This is a genomic window from Bradyrhizobium sp. AS23.2, from assembly GCF_001908185.1.
Taxonomy (GTDB): domain Bacteria; phylum Pseudomonadota; class Alphaproteobacteria; order Rhizobiales; family Xanthobacteraceae; genus Bradyrhizobium.
Genome location: NZ_LGHM01000072.1, coordinates 1 through 24922, shown reverse-complemented (window position 1 = coordinate 24922; position 24922 = coordinate 1). Strand labels below are relative to the sequence as shown.

Genomic DNA, 24922 nt, shown 5'->3' with positions numbered 1-24922 from the left:
GCCCCTTGTCGCGCCTAGTTGGTGGCGGGAGCCGGTACCTCCGCAGGCGCTTTCACCTGGGTCATCAGATCGTCGTTCCACTTGCCTTCGACCTTGAAGTGCGCGGTGGCGCCGAGATCTGCGGCCTCGATCAGGTTATGCGTGACATAGGCGTAGATGCCGGGCTGCAGGAACTTGTACATCGCAGCTCCTGCCGAGCCGCCGCGGACGAACCAGGTCTCGAGTCCCGTCTCAGGCGCGTTGGAGAACTTGCCGGTCTCCCAGACATAGTCGCCATGGCCGCCGATCAGATGCGGACGGCTGTCGCGATTGGCCTGCGAATGCACGATCAGCACGTTCTCGCCGACCTTGGCCGTCAACGCGTTCTTGCCGGTGAGCGCGCCGACCTTGCCGTTGAACACGACGTGGGTGGGGATCAGCTTCTTCATCACCTCTTCGGTCTCGGTGAAGGCTTCGCCCGGCGAATCGTAGGACTTGAAGTTGCCCTTCTCGTCGCGCGGCACATACATGTCCTGCTCGCCGACATAGTAGACCTTGTCGTACTTCAGTGCGTGGCCCTTGCCGTCGTTGAGGCCGTCGCGCGGCAGCACCATCACGGCGCCGTTCATGCCGGAGACGACATGCCAGGGGATCATCGGGCCGCCCGGCGCGCAGTGATAGACGAACACGCCGGTCCGCGTTGCCTTCCAGCGCAGCACGACCTGCTCGCCGGGATTGACCAGCGTGAGCTCGGCGCCGCCGAGCGCGCCGGTCGCGGAGTGGAAGTCGATATTGTGTGGCATGGTGTTGGTCGCGGGATTGACCAGCGTCACTTCGACATAGTCGCCTTCATGCACGACCATCAGCGGGCCCGGCATCGAGCCGTTGAAGGTCATGGCCTGGAAGGTGGTGCCCTTGTCGTCGATGACGACCTTCTTCTCTTCAATGGTGAGCGTGAACTCCATGATCTTTGGGGCCTGCGTCGTGGCCTGCTCATGCGCGTGCACGAAGGGTGGGGCGACCAGCTCGACCTTCTGCCGCGGCAGCTTGAGATCGTTGGCAGCGAAAGCGGGTGTCGCCAGCATCAGGGCGGTCGCGGCGGCGCTGATCAATGCGGCTCTGCGGGTGAACATCGGAAGCATCCTTCATGTGAAAGGGTTTTGATGACGGATGCAGTGTGCGCCGATCTCGGCAAGAGTGTTTGCGCTGCGACAAGCTTTTGCCGGATTCGCCTCCGGTAAAATCCTTAAGAGATTTGCCGAAGATTCGGCGGTGCGAACGACATCACCGCACGTCGTGCGACGTCAGTCGCAACAGCGGCAAATCGTTCGCATGTTCAGCTGCGTTGAATTGTAAATGAATGGATGCGTCAACTAGAGCAGCTGGATCGCAATCCAGACCGTGCCCCAGATCGCAAGCGACAGCGCGGCAAACACGGTGGCCATGATCGCCAGGGCGCGCACGATATAACCGATGCCAGCGGTGGGCGCGGCAGGGACGGGACGAAAATCGTCAAGGCGCGGGATATGGCCGCGAACGCCGGAAAGCCAGAGAACGAGATCGAGCGCGAACGACGCCATGGCCTATCTCCAGGGGGCAATGACTAAACGTGACCGTGGGCCCAATCCGGCGCTCAGACTTTGAGCAAGCGCAAGGTCGCCGGTCCGAAAACGGGTAATCCAATGCCATCCGGGATTTGCCGCGGCCCTGCGCGGCATCGATTTACGAATGGGTAGGACATGAGGACTGATCTCGCAGCGAGCTATGGCGAAGAACGCCTGCCGCGCTACACGAGCTATCCGACCGCGCCGCACTTCTCGCCGGCGATCGGCGCCGACACTTACGCCCGATGGCTGGCCGAGCTTCCCTCGGGAGCCAGCGCGTCACTTTATCTGCACGTGCCGTTTTGCCGTGAGATGTGCTGGTATTGTGGCTGCCATACCCAGATCGTCCGCCGCGACGGGCTGATCGCGGCCTATCAGCGCACTCTGCGCAGCGAGATCGCGCAGGTCGCCGAAACCATCGGCCGCCGCATCAAGGTGGAGCACATCCATTTCGGCGGCGGCACGCCGACGATCATGGCGCCGGAGGCCTTTGCCGAGTTGATGGCAGCGATGCGTCACGCGTTCTTCGTGCTGCCGTCGGCCGAGATCGCGGTCGAGATCGATCCGCGAACATTGACCGCCGACATGGTCGAGGCGATGCGGCTCTCCGGCGTCAATCGCGCGAGCCTCGGGGTGCAGAGTTTCGATCCCGTCGTGCAGCGAGCGATCAATCGCGTGCAGAGCTTCGAACAGACTGCTTCCGTGGTCGATATGCTCCAGCGCGCCGACATCAAGGGGATCAATTTCGACCTGATCTACGGGCTGCCGCACCAGACCGTCGCTTCGTGCCTTGATACCGTGCGGCGTTCGCTTGAGCTCGCGCCGGCCCGCTTCTCGGTGTTCGGCTACGCGCATGTGCCGACCTTCAAGAAGCACCAGCGCATGATCGACGAAAACCATCTGCCCGACGGCCTTGCGCGTCACGACCAGGCCTGTGCGATCGCCAATGCGTTGAAGGAGGCCGGCTACGTGCAGATCGGGCTCGACCATTTCGCGCGTCCCGACGATGCCATGGCGGTGGCCTTCGAGGATCGGACACTGCGGCGTAATTTCCAGGGCTATACCATCGACAGAGGCGAGGTCCTGCTCGGCTTCGGCGCAAGCGCAATCGGCCGTCTGCCGCAAGGCTATGTCCAGAACGAGGTGCAGATCGCCCCCTATTCGCAGAGCATCGCCGCCGGCCGTCTCGCTATCGCGAAGGGTTATGGCCTCACCGACGACGACCGCCTGCGCGCCGACATCATCGAGCGCATCATGTGCGAATTCAGCGCCGATCTCGGCGACATCTGCGCGCGCCATGGCGCAGAGGCGGAGGCGATGCTGAAGTCGGCGTCGCGCCTGAAGCCGCTGATCTCGGACGGTGTCGTGAGACTGGACGGCGACCGCCTCGCGGTCGCGAACGACTCGCGCTTCCTGGTGCGTAGCGTCGCCGCCGCCTTCGATGCGCATCTCGATACGGCGAAGCAGTTGCACAGCCGGGCGGTGTGAGGTCTCTCCTCCCGTCATTCCGGGGCGCGCGCAGCGCGAGCCCGGAATCCATTGCTCCACGTCATCCGCAGCGCGATGGATTCCGGGGTCACGCCATCCAAGTCGGCTATTGCCGACTTGGATCTTCAAGTCTGCCGAACTCGGGTAAACCCGAGTTCGGTGGCGTGCCCCGGAATGACGACTTTGCCCCAGCTTGCGCTTCAACAAAGAGATCGCGCCCCGCTCGGCTATCGTCATTTCGGAAGGGAGTTGCCCATGCCTTTCCGATCCGACGATCTGGTCGATGACATCATGCGTACGGCGCCGCACACGATCCGCGTGTTCCTTGCCTTCAGGATGGCCTGCGTCGGCTGTCCGATCGCAACCTTCCACACGGTGGAAGACGCCTGCCGCGAGCATGGCATCGACCGCGATAAATTCCTCGCCGCGCTGTGCGAATGCGTGCCGGCGTGAGGCGGGTTGGAGTCCGCGCGGGGCGCGCGCGGAGTCCCGGGTGAGGGCGAGCTTTCGCCGCAAGCGGAAGCGTCCCTCACCCCTATGTCACGGACAGAAGTAACGCCGCAAGCCGATCTCACGCCGGGCCGCTGTCCACCGTCCGCTCTGCCAGCACGACGATCCTGTGTGGATCGCGCAGGATGATGCGCTGGCGGCCACTCTCGACGAGGCCCTGCTGTTCCCAGCCGCTGAGGATGCGGCTGACGGTGTGCAACGTGGTTCCGGTCATCTGGGCGATGTCCTGGCGGCTGATCGGGAAGTCGATCTCGATGCCACGATCGAGTTTCTTGCCGGACTGTTTGGCGAGCCGCAGCAGCGCATGCGCGACGCGCTGCTCGACCTGCTGGGTCGATATCTCGAGGATGCGGGTGTGGCTCTCCTGTAGCCGCGTGCCGACGGTCTGAAGTGTGTTGGCGGCAAGGGCCGGAAACCGCTCGATCAGCCGTGGCCAGGCCGAGGTCGGCCAGATCAGCACGACGCTGTCATCGACCGCCATCGCAGTCGCCGGATAATGCGCGGCTCCGATCGCCATCGCGAGTCCGAACGTCTCGCCGGGGGCGACATAGCGCACCACGATCTGCTCGCCGGTCGGCGTGGTCTTGGCCGCGCGGACGTGGCCGTGCAGCAGCAGGAAGAAGGATTGCGCGTCCGCGCCCTGCTCGAAAATGGCACTGTTCTTGGGATAGCGCGCCGAGCGGGCCTCGCGCAGGATCTCGTCGAGGTCCTCCGGCTTGACACCCCCAAACAGCGGCAAACGCGCAACCAGCGATGTGTCGACCTTGGCCATTCTGCCTCCTTGGCGCTCGGGAGTGTGATGGCACCTGCAATCGTCCGATAGTTTGCGATAGCGCAAAACGGGCCGGCCGGGCGGCAGTATTTTTCCAGACAACGGTCCGAATTCACAGGAGTTGCCCCATGGCTGGCGCCCGATCCCGTAACTTTCAGGGCTGGCCGCTGTTTGCGAACAGCTTTCGGCCCTTTTTCCTGTTGGCTGCGATCCAGGCGGGGCTGTCGATTCTGGCCTGGCTGCCGATGTTCTATGGCGAATTGTCGGTGAGTTCCGCCTTCGCGCCGCGCGACTGGCACGTCCACGAAATGCTTTATGGCTTCCTGCCGGCGGTGATCACGGGGTTCCTGTTCACGGCGATCCCGAACTGGACCGGGCGGCTGCCGATCCAGGGCACCTCGCTGGGGGCGCTGCTGGTGGTCTGGCTGGCCGGGCGCATTGCCGTGACGCTGTCGGCGGATATCGGGTGGACGTTTGCGCTTGTCGTCGATGCTGCCTTCCTGACCCTGGTCGTCGCCGCCGCGACGCGCGAGATCATCGCGGGCGGCAATTGGCGCAACCTGCCCGTGGTGGTCCTGATGCTCGTGCTGCTGGCGGGCAACGTCGCCTTTCATCTCGAAGCGCATTTCGAGGGCGCGGCTGATGTCAGCATCCGCGTCGGCATCGGCGTGGTCGTGCTGCTGATTGCGCTGATCGGCGGCCGCATCATCCCGAGCTTCACCCGCAACTGGCTGGTCAAGTTCAATCCCGGCCGCCTGCCGGTGCCGTTCGGGCGCTTTGACGGCGCGGTGATCGGATGCAGCGCGATCGCGCTCATCTCATGGATCGCGGCGCCGCTGAACACCATCACCGGCGTGGTGACGGCGCTTGTCGGTGTCCTGCACCTGGTGCGGCTTGCGCGCTGGGCCGGCGACCGCACCTCGCGAGAGCGGCTGCTCCTGATCCTGCATGTCGGCTACGCCTTCGTGCCGCTCGGCTTCCTGCTGCATGCCGCGGCCGTCTTCGGCGCGTTGCCGCCGAGCGCGGGCATTCATGCCTGGATGGCGGGCGCGGCCGGAACCATGACGCTCGCGGTGATGACACGTGCGAGCCTCGGTCATACCGGACAGGCGCTGACCGCCTCGCCCGCGACGCAAGGCATCTACGTCGCGATCATCGTCGCTGCGCTGGCGCGGGTTGCAGCTGTCGTGCTGCCTGCGCATAGTGATGCGCTGCTGCACATTGCGGCCTGCGGCTGGGTCGTCGCTTTCCTTGGCTTTGCCATCGCGTTCGGACCGCTGCTCGCCGGTAGCCGCCGGCGCGCATTGGCCATCATGGGGGTGCCCGCCGCGACACGCTAAGCCGCGGTCGCCGCGGGCACCTTGGCCGGCCTGGCCTGGGGCCGCATGCCCCGGCGCCATTCGGTGATGGTGCAGCCGAAGCGGCCGCGGAACCAACGGGCCATCGCGCTCTGCGCGGAGAATCCGAGCTGCGCGGCGATGCCGGCCAGCGGCCGGCCAGGATCGTCGATCAACTGGATCGCGAGATCGGCGCGCTGCGCGTCGAGAATGGCCGAGAAGCTGGTACCGGCCTCGGCCAGATGACGGTGGATGGTGCGGCGGGTGCACGCGAAGTACTCGGCCACGCGCTCGACCGTGCAGTCGCCGTTTGCGAGCAGGATGCGGACGATCTCGTCGACCTTCTCCTCCCAGCTTGACGGCCGCGTTTCGATCGCCTCGATGCGCTTGCGCAGATAGCTCGCGACCAGCGGATGGGCGCTCGGGATCCGGCGCTCCATGTCGTGTGCCGACAACAGGATCGCGTCGTCATCGGCATTGAAGGTCACGCGGCAGCCGAAGAACGCGCGACAGCGCTTGCGGTCGTGCGGCGGCGGATAGCGCAGGTGAACCTCCAGCGGCCGCCAATCGCTGCCGAACAACGACTGGATGATGCGGTGGACGCTGCCGAGCACCATGTCGATCGACTGGCGTGGCGCGGTCGGCTGACTGCCGCGCAGATGCACCGTGATGGTTACGGTCTGCTTGTTGCGGGCGACGTCTAGCCGCATGCCGTCGTGATGGACATGGATGAAGCGCGAGAAAGCTTCGATCGCCTCGCCGACGGTCGCCTGTTCGCGCACGATCAGGCCGACCGTTCCAAAATTGGTGAGTCCGCCGCGCTCGGCGAGGCGCAAGCCAAAATCTTCGGCACCCGAAGACTTTGCCGACAATTCGAGCAGGCGACGCATGCTTGTGACGGCAATGGGCGTATCGGGCTCGTCGAGGCAGGCCAGTGGCAGCCTGACCTTGCGCATCATCTGTTTGGGGTCGAGCCCGACCGACCGGGCGACCTCCGGGTAATAGCTCAAGCTTGCGCTGCGAATGAGGTCGGCCATGCGAACCGCTTCTGCCTGCCATTCCCGCGGATGTCCCGAAATGTAAAGTTTCTGTCCCGATCCGTCAAATCTGGGAACTCGGTGCGACATACATAGGGGAGACCGAAGCACCGGCGCGAATGCAGTGCTCATGACGGCGCAGCAGGGCGGTGGGCCCCGCGGCCGTCTCGGATCATTTGAGCATACATTGCTGGATCTGGATTATGCCGGGGAACACGCTTTCCAAGGGCGAGGTATTCGTCATCGACACCGACGCCGCCTCCCGCGAACAACTTTCGACCGCGCTCCAACAAAGCGCCTATGACGTGATCTGCTTTGCAGACGGCGCATCGTTGTTGTCGGAAGCGAAGGCACGGATGCCGGCCTGCGTGCTGCTGGAGATGCCGACGGATCGCTCCGGGCTCGACGTGCTCAGGCGCTTGCGCGAGGAAAACTGCATGGCGCCGGTCCTTGTGACGTCGGCGAACGGCAGCATCGCCATGGCCGTCGATGCGATCAAGAGCGGCGCGGCCGATTTCATTGAGAAGCCGTTCCGTAGCCACGACGTCGTCGGCCGGATCGATGCCGCCATCGACGAGTCCGCGCAGCCCGCCTCGTGCCGGCAGCGCTGGCTGCCCGGCTGCGAAGCCCTGACCGCGCGTGAGGGCGACGTGCTCGAGCACCTCGCAGCCGGCCTCACCAACAAGGAGATCGCCCGGCGCATGCATCTGAGCGCGCGGACGATCGAGGGCTATCGCGCCGGCATCCTGAAGAAGGCCGGTGCCCGCAACGTGACCGATCTGCTCCGCCGCATCTTTGGCCAGGTTTCGCCCACGCTAATCTGAAGCTCTACTTCTGGGCTCGACTTCGGAGGCCTAACTCGGCCGCGGGACGACGTTGTGTTCCACGGCCATGGTGTCGCCGCAGCGGCGCCCCACGGAAACCCCAATCGAACCGGTTCCTTCCCTGCCGCGTCTCAACACGATGGCGAGGCATTTTTCGCGCGTCCGGCTGGCGGCGCGGCGATACTGGCAGGAGGAACTATGCGCATCACCGCAAAATGTTTGGCAACGACGAGCCTGGTTATGCTGGCCAGTGCGGCGGCGTTGCCGTCATGGGCCGCCGACGTGGACGCAACTTCGGCGATCGACACCGTCACAGTTTACCCTGACGGCGCCACGGTTACCCGAATCATCGCGCTGGACCTCGCTTCCGGCGACAGCACGCTGGTCGCCAAGGACTTTCCGCTCTCGCTCGATCCGTCCTCGCTGCGCGTTGAAGGCGAGGCGGGGGCCAAGCTCACCATCGGCACGATCGACGCGCGGCCGCCGCGCGCGGCGCTGCCCGTCAACCTGCCCGAGCTCGACAAGCGCATCGAAGCGCTCAGGGATCAGCGTGCCGATCTGCAAGGCGCGATCGACGCAGCCAACGCCCGGCGCAAATTCGCGCAGCACTTTGCCGAAGCTTCTCCCGCCGGTCTCGGCGACAAGGGCGAGGCGCGGCCGATCACCGAATGGCGCGCGGCCTTTGCCGCGGTCGCCGAGGAGATCGCGACCGCCGACACTGCGATCCGCGACGCCACGCGAAAACAGCGCGAGATCGATCGCCAGATCGCGCAGCTCGAAGCGGAGCGCTCCGCCAAGCCGCCGAGCAAGCTCGAGGTGAGGATCGACGTCGCCTCGGCAGCCGCGACCAAGGCGACGCTGCGGGTGACCTATGCCGTGCGCAATGCGCGTTGGGTGCCGCTCTATGACGCCCGGCTCGACACCGGCGCCAAGGACCGCAAGCCGCAAGTCGAACTGGTCCGCCGCGCCGAGGTCACGCAATCGACCGGCGAGGACTGGTCCAACGTCACGCTCGGCGTCTCCACGGTTCGCATCGGCCGCGGCGGCAGCGCGCCGGAGCTGAACTCGCTGGTCGCGCAATATCCGCAAGTGCCGAAGCCGATGGCGCTCGGCGCGGCCTCGGATCTGGTGCGGTCCGCGCCAGCGCCGCGTCAGATGCAGTATGCGGCAAAATCCACGGAGGCGGCCGAGCCGCGCGAGCGTGCCGATGAGCAGCAGGCGGTCGCCGAGATCGGCGACTTCCAGGCCACGTTCAGGATTCCCGGCCGCGTCAGCCTCGGCGCTGCCGAGGGCGCCAAGAGCCTGCGCATCGCGTCCATGAGCGTGCCCGCCGATCTCGCGGTCCGTGCCGCACCGGTGATGGATCCGACTGCCTTCCTCGAAGCCAGCTTCAAGCAGACCGATGATGCGACTCTGCTGCCGGGCAAGGTCGCGATCTACCGCGACGGCGTCTTTGTCGGCCGCGGCAAGATCGCTGCCTCGGCCAAGGACGACATCGTGCGGCTTGGTTTCGGTGCCGACGACAAGATCAAGATCGAGCGCGCGGTGCTCAAGCGCAACGAGGGCTCCGCCGGCCTCCTGGTCACGACGTCGAAGACCGACGAGCGCGCGTTCAAGACCACCTTCCGCAACGGTCACGACTTCCCGATCAAGGTCGCGATCGAGGATCAGTTGCCGGTCAGCGAGAACGAGGACATCGTCGTCGAGATGCTGACCTCGTCCACACCGCCGACCGCGAGCAACATCCGCGACCGGCGCGGCGTGCTGGAATGGACGTTCGACGCCAAGCCCGGCGATGTCAGGGACATCAACTTCGCCTGGCGCATCCGCTGGCCGAAGGACAAGAGCATGGTGATCGTGCCGGCTGGCTAGAAATATGGTGCGTTCGAATCGAACCGCGGTCCCGTCTTACCTCTCCCCGCAAGAACGGGGAGAGGGAGAGGAGAGAGCGCCCGGTCTCACTTCGCCTTCAGGAAGTCGGCGACTTCGAGCAGCATGAACTCGTCGTCGTCGGCCTTGTTGGGATCGCGGCTGGACGAGAACGGCAGGTTGTTGTCATTGCCGACGATGATGTGGGTGTCATCGACGCAATCGACATTCTCGATGGTGAAGAACGGGAAGGTGTAGACGCCGTCATTCAGCGGTTTGCGCGCCTTCTTGTCGGGATCCCTAATCTTCAACAGGTCGATGTAGCCGATCTTGCGCACGGGCTTGCCGACATTGGCGTCCGAGAGCTCGATCTTGTAGATGCGCTTGAACTTGGCGAGATCAGGAAAGCAGTTCTCGCCGCGGGTGCCTTGCGGACAGGCCTTGTCGGCGGTGCCTTCGCCGTTGTCGCGCTCGATGATGAGGCCGCTGGTCGGGTCGATCATGTTGAAGTCGCCGATGGCGTTGCCGTTCTGCTCGAACACATACTGCCAGTAGCGGCCGGTGAACTTCTCCGCCGCGACGTCGAATTCGAGGATGCGCGAGGCTTCCTTGCCGTCGACCCTCTCCCAGTCCTTCTTGTCGGCATCCCACAGCGGACCCTCGAGCAGGCCGTAGAGGAACTTGCCGTCCTTGGACGCCGCAAAGCCCTCATAGCCCTTGGAGCGGCGGAGGTTGACGTTGGTATAGGTCGCGCCCGGGGCGCCGGGGGTCGCAACCGCCCAATGATCGGGCGAGCGCACCGGCTTGCCGTCGGCAACCGTCTCGAACACGCCGAGGATCTTGCCGGTCTTGTCGGCCTTCAGGATATAGGGTCCGAACTCGTCGCCGATCCAGAAATTGTCGCCGATGATCTGGAAGCCTTCGGTGTCGAAGTCGGCGCCGGTGAGGTAGCGCTTCTGCGTGTCCTCGTGCACGATGCGGAACGGCACTTTCTTGTCGGGGTCGTGCAGGAAGATGGTCTCCTGCCGCTCGATCTTGCCGCTGGCCCAGTCCATCTTGTAGCGGTTCAGGTACAGCATCGAGTCCATCGAGTTGGCGCGCGCGCCCATGCCGTTGTCGGTGATCACCCAGAAGGTGCCGTCGGGCATGGTCTTGATGCCGGAATGGCCCTGCAGCGGCTGGCCCTTGAACGGCAGCGCGACGCCGGTCGGGCGCTCATAGGACTTGCCCATCACGGTGCCGAGCGCGTCGACGCGCTTGCCGGTGGTGTACTTGCCTGAGGTCTTGAGATCGGCGGGCGCGTCGGCCGGCGCGTCGATGAAGGTGGCGGCCGGCATCACCACGTGGCCGGCGAGCTTGGCCGGGAATTCGCCTTCGTTCTGCGCGAGCGCCGTGCTCGCGGTGAGAATGATCGTTGCGACGGAGGCAAGAAAAGTCGCGCGCATGTGCGTCTCCTGTTAGCGGACGCACGCCTTATGCTGTCTGCAGATTGCAGTTTTGTGAAACCGGGCCAAACGCCGCGGCAGCTAGGTTATTCTTCACCGCGCCGGTCAATGAGGACACGTCGTCATCAGCCGCGACGAACAGAAAGATCACAGCCACGTTGCGACACTGCGGCAGCCTTACACGCCCTCATAGACCAATCTGGTGAAGAAACCGGGATCGATGACGAACTGCCCCCATTTCGCGTCGAACGCGGCAGTGGGCTTGGCGGCAACGACTTCGTCGCGCGTTTTCCCCTGTTTCTTGAGGTTGCCGACATTGTCCCGGATAGCGACCAGCATGTCGCGAAATTCCTGTAGCTCGGCCTTGTTGCTGACGGGCCTGCCGTGACCGGGAATGATGATGGTGTCGCTTTTGCTCGCCGCCAGATTGGCGTCGGACGCCGAGATCATGCCGTCGATGCTGCCGCCGGTCGAATAGTCGATAAACGGATAAATGCCGTTCCAGTAGGTATCGCCCGCATGAAGGATGTTGGCCTCAGTAAACGTAACGGAAACGTCGCCATCGGTGTGCGCTGGCCCGTAATATTTCAGGGCGATCGATTCGCCGTTGAGCTTTAGGCTATGTTCCCCAGCGAAGACCTCAGCGGGGATAGCGTCGGCGGGAGAGGCAAGGAAATTGTAGTCCCAGTCTTCGACCCGCTGAATGCCGGAAAGATGCTTGCGGGTGTTTTCGTGTGCAATGATCTGCGCGCCTGCCGCGTGCAGCCATTCATTGCCGTCGGCATGGTCGAAGTGCCAGTGCGTATTGATCAGATGCGCGACCGGCTCGCTGCCGAGCTCGGCGATCGCCTTGCTCAGCCGGGGGCGCGAGACGCCGATTCCGGCGTCGACCAGAAGCTTGCCGTCAGGTCCCGTGAGGACGGCAATGTTGCCTCCGGATCCTTCGAGGATACTGACATTGTTGCGCAGCTTGTGGGTCGTGATGGGAGACGTTGCCGCGCTGTCCTTGATCAGGCTGACGAGGCCGCGCGCCTCTGCAAACGCCTGCCTGGGGGTAAGCCAACCGGTCGCGGCAGTGAACGTGCCGCCGATGCAACACACGCAAAAACCGCGTCGGGACAACGAGGGAGGTTTTAGCGATCCCATGCAATCCTCGCTTTCCGGGGGATTGTCGGCGGCGCCGATGATCGACCCGCCGTCAGCGCGGCAGGGTGGGACTAAAGACGTACGCGGTCTATCAGGATTGCACGATCGGATGCGATCGCGCGCAGTAGCCGGTTACTCCTTGACCGCCCCGGTCAGTGAGGACACGTAGTAATCCACGAACAGCGAGTAGAAGATCGCAACCGGCAGCGAGCCGAGCAGCGATCCCGCCATCAGGGCGCCCCATTGATAGACGTCACCGGTGACGAGCTCGGTCAGGATCGCGACCGGCACGGTCTTGTTGGCGCCGCTCTGGATGAAGGCGAGCGCGTAGATGAACTCGTTCCAGGACAGCGTGAAGGAGAAGATGCCGGCCGAGATCAGCCCGGGCACTGCGAGCGGCAGCGTGATCCGCCGCAGGATCTGCAGTCGCGTCGCGCCGTCGACCAGCGCGCATTCCTCGAGCTCGTAGGGGATCGACTTGAAATAGCCGATCAGTAGCCAGGTGCAGAACGGCACCAGGAAGGTCGGATAAACCAGGATCAGCGCCATCGGGCTGTCGAACAGGCCGAATTGCACCACGACGGTGGCGAGCGGAATGAACAGGATCGAGGGCGGCACCAGATAGGCAAGATAAATGCCGAGGCCGACATAGGGGCTGCCGCGGAAGCGCAGGCGCTCGATGGCGTAGGCGGCGAGCGTGCTGGCGAGCAGCGACAGCGTCGTCGAGCCGATCGCCACCAGCATCGTCGTCCACAGCCAGCGCGGATAGGCGGTGTCGAACAGCAGGTGCTTGACGTGCGCCAGCGTCGGCGAGGAGATCCAGAACGGATTGTGCTCCTTGAAGTTCATCAGCTCCGCGTTCGGCTTGAACGACGTGATCGCCATCCAGTAGAACGGAAACAGCAGGATGATCACGAAGCAGGCGAGCGGCAGGTAGATCATCATCAGCCGCCGCAGCCCGGAATCCCAGGCCATGGTGTCGGGCGCCGTCTTCGCGACGGCGGAGGCTTGCGCGACGGAATCAGTCATTGCTCTCTCCCTGCTGCCATTTGCGGCGCGCCAGGCCGAAATAGGAGAACACCGTCGCGAACACCAGGAACGGGATCATCGACACCGCGATCGCGGCACCTTCGCCGAGCTCACCACCGGCGATGCCACGCTGGAAGGCGAGCGTGGCGAGCAGGTGGGTCGAGTTCCCGGGGCCGCCGCGGGTGATGGCGTAGACGAGCTGGAAGTCGGTGAAGGTGAAGATGATCGAGAAGGTCATGACGATGGCGAGGATCGGCATCATCATCGGGAAGGTGATGTAGCGGAAGCGCTGCCAGGCGCTGGCACCGTCGAGCATCGCGGCCTCGTAGAGCGAGGGCGATATGGTCTGCAGGCCCGCCAGCAGCGAGATCGCGACAAAGGGAATGCCGCGCCAGATGTTGGCGGCGATCAGCGAGAAGCGCGCCGGCCAGGGCGAGCCGAGGAAGTCGATATTAGTCTCGCGCCAATGCAGCACGTCGACCAGCAAATAGGAGATGATCGAGAACTGCGGATCGTAGATCCACCAGAACGCCAGCGCCGAGAGCACTGTCGGCACGATCCAGGGCAGCAGCACGATGGCGCGCAGCAGGCTCTTGAACGGAAAATGGTTGTTCAGCAGCAGCGCGAGCCAGAAGCCAAGCGCAAATTTTCCGAAGGTCGCGATCGCCGTGTAGACCACGCTGTAGAACACCGCGTTCCACCACAGGGGATCGGTGAGCAGGTACTGGAAATTCTCGAAGCCTACGAAGACGCCGCTTCGGCCGATCGTGGTGTCGGTGAAGGCCAGCCAGATGCCAAGGCCGAGCGGATAGGTCAGGAACACCGCGAGCAGCCCGATCGCGGGCGCGAGGCACATCACGATCAGGAACGGCTTGTAGTCGAACAGGCGGACCAGCCAGGACGGCTGCCGCTGCGCCAGGGCAAGGGAGGAGAGTGTCGTCACGGACATCAGGGCGTTGTCCCGTCTGTGAGAGTCACCACATCGTCATTGCGAGGAGCCCGTGACAAAATTGCGAAGCAATTTTGCACTGGTGCGACGAAGCAATCCAGGCTCCAATCGCGGAGACAGACTGGATTGCTTCGCTTCGCTCGCAAGGACGGACGCTACTTCTGCCGTCGGAAGTACCGCTTGCAGCGCTGTTCGGCTTCTGCAGCCGCGGCCTCCGGCGTGGCCGCGCCGGTCGCAACGGATGCGAACATCTGGATCAGCACGTAGTCGGCGCTGACGGCACCGGTCGCCGTCGAGATCGGGCCCGCATAGCCGTCATAATAGGTGCTGTTCATCGTGTCCTTGAACAGCTTCACCTTGGGGTCTTGCGACCACACGGCGGCCTCCGCATAGGCGGCCAGCGGCTGGGCCCAGTAGCCGGAGTTGGCGTTGAGCCACGGCTCGTACTGGTCCTTTTCCAGCATGTATTGCAGGAAGGCCTTTGCGGCGTTGGGGGACTGGCTGTGCTTGAACACCATGGCGTTCAGCGTAAGGCCCGCCATCGGAGAGACCTTGGCCAGGCCCTTCGGCAGCAACTGATGCTCGCTGTCGTCGGCGATCGCCTTGGTTGCCGGATCGTTCTTCAGCGAGAAGTAGAGCGAGACGCCGTTGGCGGTCAGCGCGATCTCCTGCGAGGCGTAGGCGCGGTTGTTGCTGACGTCATTCCACGCCGTCGTGCCGGGGATGAAGGTCGGGTAGAGCTGCTTGACCCAGTTCAGCGCGGCGATCGTCTCCTTGCTGTTGATGGTGACGTTGCCTTCTTCATCGAGCAGGGCCGCATTGTGCGACCACAGCGCCCAGCTCGCGAAGCCGTTGCCGTCGCCCTTGGCGTTGCCGAGCGCGAAGCCGGCCGGCTTGCCGGCCTTGTGAAGCTTCTGGCACAGGTCGAGGAAACCGGCGTGGTCTTCCGGCGCCTTGTCGAAGCCGACCGATTGCAGGATCGATTTGCGGTAGATCAGGGGACCTGCGGTGGCGCCGAACGGCAGTCCGATCCAGGTGTCGCTCTTGTTCTTCTTGCCGTAGCGCTGCGCGAGCGGCAGCCAGCCGCCATAACGCTTGCCGACATAGTCGGCCACGTCGGTCAGCTCGATCAGCTTGTCGACATAGATGTGCGGAGCATCGGAGAAGCCGATGATGATGTCGGGGCCGGCGCCGGAATTGGCGGTCACCGCGGTCTGCTGGTTGATGTCCTCCCAGCCGACGAAATCGACCTTGACCTCGACGCCGGTCTCCTTGGTGAACTTGGCCGCATTGGCGCGGAACACGTCTTCGTCGGCCTGGACGAAGCGTACCGGCCGCAGCATGCGCAGGGTTGCGCCTTTCTCGATCGGCAGTTTCGGGGCGGGGACGTCCGCGGCCTTGATCGCGGATTCGGCGTTCGCCGGAGCACCGGTTGCTGCGACTGCCGCAGCGGACAGGCCCAGCGCCAAGGCATCACGACGTGTGATGTCGTTCCTCATCAGTTCCTCCCTATGATGTCTCCCTTCCCGGCGTTGATCGCCGGTGAAGGGCCGTTCCGGTTTCCAGCGCGTTTTTCGCGCCGACCGCCTAGCTGTTCGGGCCGCGATCCATGCTGACAGGCTGCCAGCGGCGGAGCGCGGTGTTCTGCAGCACCGACGGATTGACACAGCTTACCGGCCACATGCCCTGAAGCACCAGTGACAATTCGTAGCCCACGCGGCGCTTGCGCGCTTCGTCGAACCGTGCCGAGGCCGAGGCGACATGGGCGGTCAGGGTCACGTTCTCCATGCCAAGGATGGGATTGTTGTGCGAGGGCGGTTCCTTCTCCAGCACGTCGAGGGCGGCATGCGCGATCCAACCCTCCTGCAGCGCCTTGATCAGACTCTCCTCGTCCACCGTGGCGCCGCGGCCCGTATTGATGAAGACCGAGCCCTTCTTCATCTGCCGGAAGTGCTTCTCGGTCAGCATGTGATGCACCTCGGGCCGGGCCGGCGCGTGCATCGAGACGAAGTCCGATTGCGACAGCACCTCGTTCAGCGTCGCCGGGATGACGCCGTGGTCGTACATCAGGGTCTCCTGGATGAAGGGATCGTAAGCCATCATGCGCAGGCCGAAGGGCGCGGCGCGCTTCGCAACCGCACGCGCGACGCGGCCGAACGAGATGAAGCCGAGTGTCTGGCCCATCAGCCGCGGAATCTTCGACAGCGCCGGCCGGCCCTCCGCCCAGCGTCCGCTGCGCACCATCTTGTCCTGCTCGACCAGGCGGCGGAAGCCGGCGAGCAGCAGCATCATGGCGTGGTCGGCAACCTCCTCGATGAAGGTGTCGGGGATGTTGGTGACGGGAATGCCGCGGGCGGTCGCGGCCTTCACGTCGACGCTGTCCACGCCGACCGAGCCGAGCGTGATCACCTTGCAGTTCTCCAGCGCGTCGATGATCGACTTGGTGATCGGGATGCCCTTGGCATAGATGGCGTCGGCGGACTTTGCGGCGGCGATGAACCCGGCCTCGTCGGCCGGCGCCTCGATGATCTCGGCGTCGATCGGATCGAGCGCCTCGCGCTCATAGGAATAGTCGCTGCCCGCGACCGTGAAGCTCGCGCCCTTCGGCGTCACCACCCTGTATTTCGGCATTTCCTGCTCCCGATTTGGTCTGTCGGTTCTTGTTGTGACCCAGCCCTTATGGGCGGGCCTTTGCGTCTTTTACGCGAAATCGATGCGATCGCGTACAATTCCCGGTTGTCGGATGCGACGCCTCCTGCCGGTTTTTCCGCCTGCTCTCCGGGCTTCTACGGAGCGGCCCGTAACAGGTTGATAAGGGGTCTCGCACTAGAAGTTGATTCAATTTGTATCGATTCGCTTGCGTGCCTGTATCCCGTTATTGTCGGAGCCATCCCGTGAAGTTGAGCAATCTGAAGATCGCCCCCAAGCTTGGCATCCTTGTCGGCGTCACCTTGTTCGGCCTGTGCATCTCTGGTGTTCTCGCCGGCTATCTCATGAAGCGCGAGATGGTGAATGCGCGCATCGACCAGGCCAAGTCGATCGTCGAGATGGGGCGCAACTACGCCGCCGCCCTGACGAAGCGCGTCGATGCCGGGGAGCTGACGAAGGACGCCGCCCTGGCCGACCTTCGCCGCTACGGCAACGCGATGACCTACGACAACGGCGCGGGCTACCTGTTCGGCTCATCTTATGACGGCATCACCCAGCTCGCGCCCGATCCGAAGCAGATCGGCACCAACCGCATGGAGGTCGTGACCAACGGCCGCAAGCTGTCCTGGGAATTGATGAACGGCGCAAAGGCCAACGGCTCGATCCTGCTGTACTATGAGTATGCGAAGCCGGGCCAGGACGAGCTGATCCGCAAGATCAGCTACGCCGTGGCCGTCCCCGGCTTCGACATGTATCTCGGCACGGGTGCCTATCTCGACGATATCGACGCCAAGATGGGACCGGTCTACTGGCTCCTCGGCCTGGCCATGCTCGGTATCGTCATCGTCGCCGGCAGCGTCGCCTGGATGCTCGGCCGCAGCATCAGCCGTCCGCTCGCGCTGCTCGGCACGCGCATGAAGGAGCTCGCCGACGGCAAGCTCGAGGGTGACATCCCCGGCGTCGGCCGTGGCGATGAGGTCGGTGCGATGGCTTCCACCGTCCAGATCTTCAAGGACAACGCGGTTCGTATCCGTGACCTCGAGAAGACCGATGCGGAAGCCAAGGAGCGCGCCGCGGCCGAACGTCGCAGCGCCATGGAGGGCATCGCCAACGACTTCGAACGCAGTGTCAACGGCATCGTCCGCTCGGTCTCCTCGGCCGCGGCCGGCATGCAGAGCACGGCGCAATCCATGACCGCAACCGCCAGCGACGCCTCGTCGCGCGCGGCGACGGTCGGCGCAGCCTCGCAAAAGGCCTCTGGCAATGTCGGCACGGTTGCCGCCGCCGCCGAAGAGCTGTCGAGCTCGGTTGCGGAGATCTCCCGCCAGGTCACGCGCTCGACCGAGGTCGCGAGCAAGGCCGTCAACGATGCCGAGCGCACCAACGCCACCGTTCAGGTGCTCTCCTCCGGCGCCGAGAAGATCGGCGAGGTGGTCAAGCTGATCCATTCGATTGCGGCGCAAACCAACCTGCTTGCGCTCAACGCCACCATTGAAGCTGCGCGCGCCGGCGAATCCGGTCGCGGATTCGCTGTCGTCGCCTCCGAGGTCAAGGCGCTCGCCAACCAGACTGCGAAGGCGACCGAGGAAATCTCCGCCCAGGTGGCGGCGATGCAGACCTCGACCAGCGACGCGGTCGCGGCCATCTCCGGCATTACCCAGACGATCGCCGAGATGAGCGAGATCACCGCCGGCATCTCCGCCTCGATCGAGCAGCAGGGAGAGGCCACCCGCGAGATCGCCCGCAACATCCAGTCGGTCGCCGCCGGCTCGAGCGAGATCAACGCCCATATCGGCAGCGTCACCTCGGCCGCGGAAGCGACCGGCAGCGCGGCCACCGACGTGCTCACCAACGCCCGCGAGCTGGACAACCAGTCCGGCGCGCTGCGCAGCGCCGTCGACGGTTTCCTCGCCAAGGTGCGTGCGGCGTAGGTTTTCGCTCTGAATTCGTAGGGTGGGCAAAGGCGCGCGAGCGCCGTGCCCACCTTTTCTTTTTTGAGTTCGCTGTGACGTGTCGGTGGGCACGCTCCGCTTAGCCCACCCTACGATCTCGTGCCCCGGACGCAGCGCAGCGCTTCTTCAGCGGTGCGCTGCAGAGCCGGGGCCCATATCTCCGCGGCAATCTGGGTCCCGTCTCTGCGTAGCATCATTTCATGCCGCGCCGCGTCCGGGACACGAGACTGTCCCTACTGCTTCTCGATCCCCGCGTTCTTGATCAGCTTTTCCCAGAGCACGAGTTGCTCGTTCACAAACGTACCGAGCTCCTCCGGTGTGCCGGAGAAGGCGTCCATGCCGAGCGTGGCGAGCTGGGCCTTGATCTCCGGCTTCTCGACGATCTTCCTGATCTCGGCGTTGAGCCGCGCCACGATCTCCTTCGGCATGCCGGCCGGCCCGAAATAGCCCTGCCACGACGAGATGTCGAAGTCCGGCACGCCGGCCTCCTGCATCGAGGGCAGGTTCGGCACCAGCGGCGAGCGGTCCTTGGTGGTGACCGCGAGCGCGCGCAGCGCATTGCCGTTGACGTGCGGCAGGCCGGTCAGGATGTCCACGAACATCATCGAGACGCGTCCGCCCATGACGTCGTTGAGCGCCGGCGGTGAGCTCTTGTACGGTACGTGCAGGAGGTCGAGCCCGGCATTGTGCCCAAAGGTCGCGCCCGACACGATCGCCGAGGACGAGCCCGAGGCGTAGCTCAGCTTGCCCGGATTGGCTTTGCCATAGGCGACGAGCTCGCCGACGGTCTTGGCCGGCACCTCGGGATGAATGACCAGCATGAAGGGCAGGTCGCCGGTGCGCGCGACGGGGGTAAAATCCTTGACCGGATCGTAGGTCAGGCTCTTGAGCAGATAGGGATTGGCCGAATGCGTGGTGTTTGTCGTCACCAGCAGCGTGTAGCCGTCGGGTGCGGCGCGCGCGACATAAGTCGCGGCGATCATGCCGTTAGCGCCCGCCTTGTTCTCGATCACGATGCCGACGCCGAGCGCCTGCGACAGATGCTGGGAGATCAGTCGCGTCGTGGTGTCGGTGCCACTGCCGGCCGCGAACGGCAGCACCAGCGTGATGTTGCGGCTGGGCCAAGTGTCGGCCTGAGCAGTGGACGCGGCGGCGAGGCAGAGCGCGGCAGTACCGATTGCGCGCAGGTTTCGAATCAACGCTGACAACATGTTTGGACGTTCCCTCTTTTTCGTTGGTGGGGAACCTAGCTGCTCGGAGGATTAAGAGAAAGGCGCGTCTTCGCTCGATCTCGTGCCCCGGACGCAGCGCAGCGCTTCTTCAGCGGTGCGCTGCAGAGCCGGGGCCCATGCCGCGAGAAATCTGGGTCCCGGCTCTGCGATGCACCGCTTGCGCGCTGCATCGCGTCCGGGACACGAAAGCCTACTTCACCGCAGAACCCTGCCGCGAGGCAATCACGACGCCGGCGAGCACCAGCGCGTAACCGATCAGGTGAAACGGCTGGAGCTTTTCGCCGAGCAGCACGATCGCCATCGCCGAACCGAACACCGGGACCAGATGGAAGAACGGTGCGGCGCGATTCGGCCCGATCAGCGCCACGCCGCGATTGAAGAAGAGATAGGCCAGCGTCGAGGGGAAGATCAGGATGTAGCCGAGCGTCGCCAGCGTCACCGTGTCGAATTGCAGGACGCTGCCGCTCCAGGCCTCCCAGGCCGCCATGGGCAGCAGCATCATCGCGCCGCAGCAGGTGGTGAAGGAGAGAAAGGAGAGCTGATGAACCTTCGGCCGGCGCGGGATGAAGGCCGAGTAGATTCCGAACGCCACCAGAGAGGAGGCGAACATGATGTCGCCCCTGTTGAAGCTGATGCTTGCGAGCGCGGCGAGATCGCCCCGCAGGATGATGATCAGCACGCCCGCGAGTGAGATCGCGATGCCGGCGAGCTGCGCGCCGGTCAGGCGCACGCCGAACAGCACCAGCGACCACAACGCCACGAACAGCGGTCCGGCCGACTGGATCAGCAACGCGTTCAGCGCCTCCGTGTATTGCATGGCCCAGTACGAGATCGCGTTGTTGAAGGCAAAGCCCACCAGCGACAGGAACAGCATCAGCGGCAGGCTCTTGCGCAGCGCCGGCCAGTCGCGCTTCAGATGCGGCCAGGAGAACGGCAGCAGGATCAGGAACACGCCGAACCAGCGGATCGTGGTCACCGTCAGCGGCGGCACATGCGCGCCGACATGGCGCGCGAGCACGATGTTGCCGGCCCAGAACAGCGAGCTCAGGCTCAACAGCAGATAAGGCTGGTTATTGAGCCAACTGGCCGGATTCGAGGCTGGTGGCGCGGGCGAAGCGATCGTCATTGGCGTCACCTACGACCTTGCGCCGGATTCCAGTCGTGACACAAGTCACGCCGCCGCAATGCTACAATGCAGGCATGACCCGAGGAGGCGCTGTTGGCGGTTAATATGTTGAACATCGAGGGCCTGGAGCAACTCGATCCGAACGCACCGGTGGTGATGCTGAACCTGATGCGCTTCCGCGCGCGCTCGCGCGACGGCGACGGCTCCGGCTGGGACGCTTATCTCCGCTACAGCGCGATCACGGTGCCCATGATCAGGGCACGCGGCGGCACGCTGCTCTGGACCGGCGAGGCCAAGGCGGTCGCGCTCGGTCCGCACGATGGCAATGACTGGGATTTCGTAGCGCTGGTCTACTATCCTACGGTCGCGGCCTTCCTCGACATGATGACGTCGGAGGCTTACGAGACACAGGCCGATCCGCATCGCGTCAACGGCTGCGCCGAGCATGTGATCATCGCGACGAGCGAGGCGTACAGCAAGTTCAAGACGAAGTAGCGCGTTATCTGTCGCGCGGCGTGGTGCCTTTCTCGCTGCCACAAGGGGAGAATTTGCAGCTTGCCTAGTCGTAGCGCCAAGCAGCGAACGCCGCCTTGCGTCTCGGCGGCGCATTTCGGCCTGTCGCCGATCTCGCGTCTGTGCCTATCCGATACCGCCGCAAGGGCCGAACAAGTTCGAGGGCCTGATCGCATGAGGGGCGCGCGTTGACGAAAGAGCCGACGCGACGTAGCGTCGTCGAGGGGAGGCCTCGGACTTACCAGCGGCCAAACAGCGCGTTCACGGTGAGAGGCAGGATGAGGCTGGGGAAATTGACAGCAGCGATGGCTGGGCTGCTGGCCTTGAGCGGGCAAGCCAACGCGGTGGACCTGAAGGTCTCCGGGTACTGGAAGGCGTACTACGCCGAGAAGAGCCAAATCTGCGGCATGGAGTCTCACGGCACGATGTCGCACGGCCAAGCGGCGATGCACATCAAGTTCGTCGTCGGACAGCCAGGGCTGCTGGTGCAGATTTTCAAGACGAGCTGGAACCTGCCGGACGGCGTCAAGGTGCCGATCGTCATCGACGTCGATGGTGCGCCGACCTACGAGGTCGAGGCCACGGGCTATTCCGGGAAGGAAACGGCGAGCCTTGTCGAGTGGAAGATCAGGTCAGACGATGCGATCCCGTTCATCAAGCGTTTCGCGGCGGCCAGAAGCATGTCCATGCGCTTCCAGAACGGCAACGAAGCCCCTTGGGCGGTCAATCTCGGCGGCAGTGGCGCGATCTCGCTGGTGATGCTCCGGTGCATCGCCACGTTCGGCAAGCCAGCCACGCAGCCCTACGGCGCGCCGCAGGCGTCCAAGCCGACGCAGCCGTATGGTGCGCCGAGCACAGCGACGCAGCCCTACGACGTCACACCGCCCGCGCAGACACAGCCTGAGCAGACGCCCCCCCGTCGCGAAGAAGCCTCCGGTCGTGAAGGACGACGGCTCGATCTAGCACGTCTGCGCGACGCCTTTGCTCCCGCAGACGAATGCCCGTTTAAGTCGCCTGCTTCCTTGACGCCACGAACACGCCCGACAGCACCAGCGCGAAGCCGATGAAGTGGAAGGCCTGGGGGTGTTCGCCCAGAAACGCCATCGCCATGATCGAGCCGAACACCGGCACGATGTGGAAGAACGGTGCGGCGCGGTTGGCGCCGATCAGGCGCACGCCGCGATTGAAGCAGAGATACGCGAGCGTTGAGGGGAAAACGGCGACGTAGAACAGGGTGAGCAGGTTCGGCCCGTCGAGCTTCATTACGGGGCGGGCGGACAGCTCCCAGATCTCCAGCGGGATGAGGCAGACAGCGCCGGCGCCGAAAGTGAAGGCGAGGAACGACAGGCCGTGCATCGGCGGGCGCTTCAGCGTCAGCACCGAATAGAGCGCGAAGATAACAAGCGCGACGATGAAGATCAGGTCGCCCTTGTTGAACTCGATGTTCGACAGCGTGGTGAAATCGCCATGCAGCAGGATCGTCAGCACGCCGCACATCGACAGCAGCACGCCGAACGCCTGCGCCGCGGTGAGCCGGACGCCGAGGATGACCAGCGACCAAAGCGCCACGACCAGCGGCGCAGCCGACTGCAACAGCAGCGTGTTGAGCGCCTGCGTATGCTCCAGCGCCCAATATTGCAGCGTGTTGAAGGCGCCGATGCCGGTGATCGAGAGCAGGATCATCAGGCCGAGCTTGCCGCGGATCGCGGGCCAATCCTGTGCGAGATGTTTCCAGGCGAACGGCAGCACCAGCAGGAAGGCGAAGGTCCAACGCAGGATCGAGAGCGTGACCGGCGGGATGTGGCCGGCGGCTAGCCGCCCGACAATGGCATTGCCGGCCCAGCACAGCGCGGTGATGCTGAGCATCACATAAGGCTGGTTGGCGATCCAGCTATGGCCGGATGATTCGGCGCCCGTGGTCTGGCCGGTGGCGGACATTGTGATTGTTGTGGCCCCGCGTCGAGTGCGCCGAGACCCCGGCCCGGTGAGATCCGGGCCGGCTGATAGCCCGGCCTGCCCAAAGACACGGAAATATGCCCGATATCAATGGGCGAGGCGCATCGCGTCCATGCGCGGGCGATACGGTGGGAACCTCAACCCTTGCGCCCGGTACGCATCGCAAGCGGCTTCAGCAGCTCGGAGCAGGCGAGATAGACGACGACGAGAAGCCCGATGCCGGCCATCATGATCGGCGGTGGCGCGACGAAGCCGAACCAGGTCCCAAGCGGGGTGAACGGCAGGACCATCGCGACGAGCAGGGCGATCAGCGAGGAGGCCGCGAGCGCGGGATCGGGCCAATTGCGCCAGGGCCGCCCGTTGGTGCGGATGATGAAGATCACGAGGATCTGCGTCGCCATCGATTCGACGAACCAGGCAGTGCGGAATTCGTCCGGCGAGGCCTTGAACAGGTACAGCAGCGCGCCGAAGGTCAGGAAGTCGAACACCGACGATAGCGGTCCCATGATCGCGGCAAAGCGCACCAGCCGCGACATGCTCCACACCTGCGGCTGCGCCGTCGCCTGGGCCGAGACGCGGTCGAAGGGGATGCCGAGCTCGGAGAGATCGTAGAGCAGATTGTTGAGCAGGATCTGCGTCGGCAACATCGGCAGGAACGGCAGCGCGATCGAGGCGGCCGCCATCGACAGCATGTTGCCGAAGTTAGAGCTCGCGCCCATGCGGACGTATTTGAGGATGTTCGCGAAGGTGCGCCGGCCTTCCTCGACGCCGTCGGCGACGACTTCGAGATCAGAGGCCAACAGGAACATGTCGGCGGCGGCTTGCGCCACGCCGGTCGCGCCGTCGACTGACAGCCCGACATCGGCCACTTTCAAGGCCGGTGCGTCATTGATGCCGTCGCCGAGGAAGCCGACCACCTCGCCGCCCGCTTGAAGCGCCTTCACGATGCGCGATTTCTGGTCCGGCGCGAGCCGGCCGAACGCATCGGCGGAGCGGACCTGCACGGCGAGCGCCTCGTCGCTTAGCTCGGCAATGTCGGCCCCCGACAGCACGCGCTCGGCGTTGAGCCCGACCAGGCCCGCGAGCCGCTTTACCACCACGGGATCGTCGCCCGAGAGGATCTTCAGTCTCACGCCGCTCGCCGCGAGCCGGGCGATTGTGGCTGCGGCCGTCGGCTTCGCCGGATCGGCGAAGGCGCAAAAGCCTTCGAAGGCGAGATCGGTCTCGTCGTCCGTCTCGACCTCGCGCAGCGGTCCGCGCCACACCCGCGAGGCAATGGCCACGGTGCGCAGGCCTTCGCTGGCGAGCGCATGCACGCGCGCCATCGCCGCGGCGCGCGCGCTCTCGTCCATCGTGCACAATTCGAGGACGGCTTCCGGCGCACCCTTGACGATCAGCCGCGTGCCTTCGGGGCCGGTCGCGAGCACGGATCCCAGCCGGCGCGAGAAGTCGAACGCCTGCCGCCCGGCCAGCGTCCAGCCTTGGGCGGCGTCCGGCCGGCCCGC

22 protein-coding genes are annotated in these 24922 nt (G+C 64.6%); 8 read left to right on the top strand and 14 right to left on the bottom strand.

The features are described 5' to 3' along the window. Positions 1-14 precede the first annotated feature (14 nt). Complete coding sequence (gene nirK, locus AC630_RS16415) at positions 15-1112, bottom strand: copper-containing nitrite reductase (RefSeq protein WP_074119557.1); 1098 nt, start codon at positions 1110-1112, stop codon at positions 15-17. 240 nt (positions 1113-1352) lie between these two features. Further along, positions 1353-1559: a hypothetical protein gene (locus tag AC630_RS16410; RefSeq protein WP_074119548.1), complete on the bottom strand. Its 207-nt coding sequence runs from the start codon at positions 1557-1559 to the stop codon at positions 1353-1355. Between the two features lie 159 nt (positions 1560-1718). On the opposite strand from AC630_RS16410, the gene hemN reads away from it, so the two are divergent. Beyond that, positions 1719-3071: an oxygen-independent coproporphyrinogen III oxidase gene (gene hemN, locus AC630_RS16405; RefSeq protein WP_074119547.1), complete on the top strand. Its 1353-nt coding sequence runs from the start codon at positions 1719-1721 to the stop codon at positions 3069-3071. A 255-nt stretch (positions 3072-3326) separates the two neighbouring features. Further along, entirely contained in the window at positions 3327-3524 is a 198-nt protein-coding gene (locus AC630_RS16400; RefSeq protein ID WP_074119546.1) for a DUF1858 domain-containing protein, read from the top strand. A 118-nt stretch (positions 3525-3642) separates the two neighbouring features. Here AC630_RS16400 and AC630_RS16395 read toward each other — a convergent pair whose 3' ends face one another. Further along, a complete protein-coding gene (locus AC630_RS16395) occupies positions 3643-4353 on the bottom strand; it encodes a Crp/Fnr family transcriptional regulator (RefSeq protein WP_074119545.1) in 711 nt (236 codons plus the stop codon). A 128-nt stretch (positions 4354-4481) separates the two neighbouring features. On the opposite strand from AC630_RS16395, the gene AC630_RS16390 reads away from it, so the two are divergent. Continuing rightward, complete coding sequence (locus AC630_RS16390) at positions 4482-5693, top strand: NnrS family protein (RefSeq protein WP_074119544.1); 1212 nt, start codon at positions 4482-4484, stop codon at positions 5691-5693. Here the strand turns inward: AC630_RS16390 and AC630_RS16385 are convergent. Further along, positions 5690-6727 carry an AraC family transcriptional regulator gene (locus AC630_RS16385; RefSeq protein ID WP_074119543.1) on the bottom strand — a complete coding sequence of 346 codons (1038 nt, stop codon included), beginning with the start codon at positions 6725-6727 and terminating at the stop codon, positions 5690-5692. The genes AC630_RS16390 and AC630_RS16385 overlap by 4 nt on opposite strands. Before the next feature lie 203 nt (positions 6728-6930). Here AC630_RS16385 and AC630_RS16380 point away from each other — a divergent pair, with 203 nt between their 5' ends. Both AC630_RS16380 and AC630_RS16375 read left to right on the top strand, forming a co-directional pair. Next, positions 6931-7551: a response regulator transcription factor gene (locus AC630_RS16380; RefSeq protein ID WP_074119542.1), complete on the top strand. Its 621-nt coding sequence runs from the start codon at positions 6931-6933 to the stop codon at positions 7549-7551. A 198-nt stretch (positions 7552-7749) separates the two neighbouring features. Beyond that, positions 7750-9423, top strand: coding sequence for a mucoidy inhibitor MuiA family protein (locus AC630_RS16375; RefSeq protein WP_074119541.1), 1674 nt, complete (start codon positions 7750-7752; stop codon positions 9421-9423). Positions 9424-9509: 86 nt separating this feature from the next. Here AC630_RS16375 and AC630_RS16370 read toward each other — a convergent pair whose 3' ends face one another. From AC630_RS16370 to AC630_RS16345, 6 genes are all read right to left on the bottom strand, one after another. Continuing rightward, entirely contained in the window at positions 9510-10865 is a 1356-nt protein-coding gene (locus tag AC630_RS16370; RefSeq protein ID WP_074119540.1) for an esterase-like activity of phytase family protein, read from the bottom strand. A gap of 177 nt (positions 10866-11042) precedes the next feature. Continuing rightward, complete coding sequence (locus tag AC630_RS16365; RefSeq protein ID WP_074119539.1) at positions 11043-12011, bottom strand: MBL fold metallo-hydrolase; 969 nt, start codon at positions 12009-12011, stop codon at positions 11043-11045. A 132-nt stretch (positions 12012-12143) separates the two neighbouring features. Continuing rightward, positions 12144-13040 (bottom strand): carbohydrate ABC transporter permease, encoded by an 897-nt coding sequence (locus AC630_RS16360; RefSeq protein ID WP_074119538.1) that lies wholly within the window; start codon positions 13038-13040, stop codon positions 12144-12146. Then, positions 13033-13989: a carbohydrate ABC transporter permease gene (locus tag AC630_RS16355; protein WP_074119537.1), complete on the bottom strand. Its 957-nt coding sequence runs from the start codon at positions 13987-13989 to the stop codon at positions 13033-13035. Before AC630_RS16355 ends, AC630_RS16360 begins: the two co-directional genes overlap by 8 nt. A 155-nt stretch (positions 13990-14144) precedes the next feature. Further along, a complete protein-coding gene (locus AC630_RS16350; RefSeq protein WP_074119536.1) occupies positions 14145-15488 on the bottom strand; it encodes an ABC transporter substrate-binding protein in 1344 nt (447 codons plus the stop codon). An 88-nt stretch (positions 15489-15576) separates the two neighbouring features. Then, a complete protein-coding gene (locus tag AC630_RS16345) occupies positions 15577-16620 on the bottom strand; it encodes a C-terminal binding protein (protein WP_074119535.1) in 1044 nt (347 codons plus the stop codon). Between the two features lie 263 nt (positions 16621-16883). Here AC630_RS16345 and AC630_RS16340 point away from each other — a divergent pair, with 263 nt between their 5' ends. After that, a complete protein-coding gene (locus AC630_RS16340; RefSeq protein ID WP_074119534.1) occupies positions 16884-18569 on the top strand; it encodes a methyl-accepting chemotaxis protein in 1686 nt (561 codons plus the stop codon). A 254-nt stretch (positions 18570-18823) separates the two neighbouring features. Here AC630_RS16340 and AC630_RS16335 read toward each other — a convergent pair whose 3' ends face one another. Further along, the gene (locus AC630_RS16335; protein WP_074119533.1) at positions 18824-19801 is read right to left on the bottom strand and encodes a Bug family tripartite tricarboxylate transporter substrate binding protein; all 978 of its coding nucleotides are present in this window, start codon (positions 19799-19801) and stop codon (positions 18824-18826) included. Positions 19802-20012: 211 nt separating this feature from the next. After that, positions 20013-20948, bottom strand: coding sequence for a DMT family transporter (locus AC630_RS16330; protein WP_074119532.1), 936 nt, complete (start codon positions 20946-20948; stop codon positions 20013-20015). A gap of 105 nt (positions 20949-21053) precedes the next feature. Here AC630_RS16330 and AC630_RS16325 point away from each other — a divergent pair, with 105 nt between their 5' ends. Together AC630_RS16325 and AC630_RS16320 are read left to right on the top strand one after the other, a co-directional pair. Beyond that, positions 21054-21443: a DUF1330 domain-containing protein gene (locus tag AC630_RS16325; protein ID WP_143198084.1), complete on the top strand. Its 390-nt coding sequence runs from the start codon at positions 21054-21056 to the stop codon at positions 21441-21443. A gap of 323 nt (positions 21444-21766) precedes the next feature. Then, positions 21767-22528: a hypothetical protein gene (locus AC630_RS16320; protein ID WP_074119530.1), complete on the top strand. Its 762-nt coding sequence runs from the start codon at positions 21767-21769 to the stop codon at positions 22526-22528. Here AC630_RS16320 and AC630_RS16315 read toward each other — a convergent pair. Beyond that, entirely contained in the window at positions 22467-23399 is a 933-nt protein-coding gene (locus tag AC630_RS16315) for a DMT family transporter (RefSeq protein ID WP_074119529.1), read from the bottom strand. The two genes, AC630_RS16320 and AC630_RS16315, sit on opposite strands and share 62 nt — an antisense overlap. A 155-nt stretch (positions 23400-23554) precedes the next feature. Then, positions 23555-24922 (bottom strand): HAD-IC family P-type ATPase (locus AC630_RS16310; RefSeq protein WP_143198081.1); only part of this gene is annotated, 1368 nt, incomplete at its 5' end.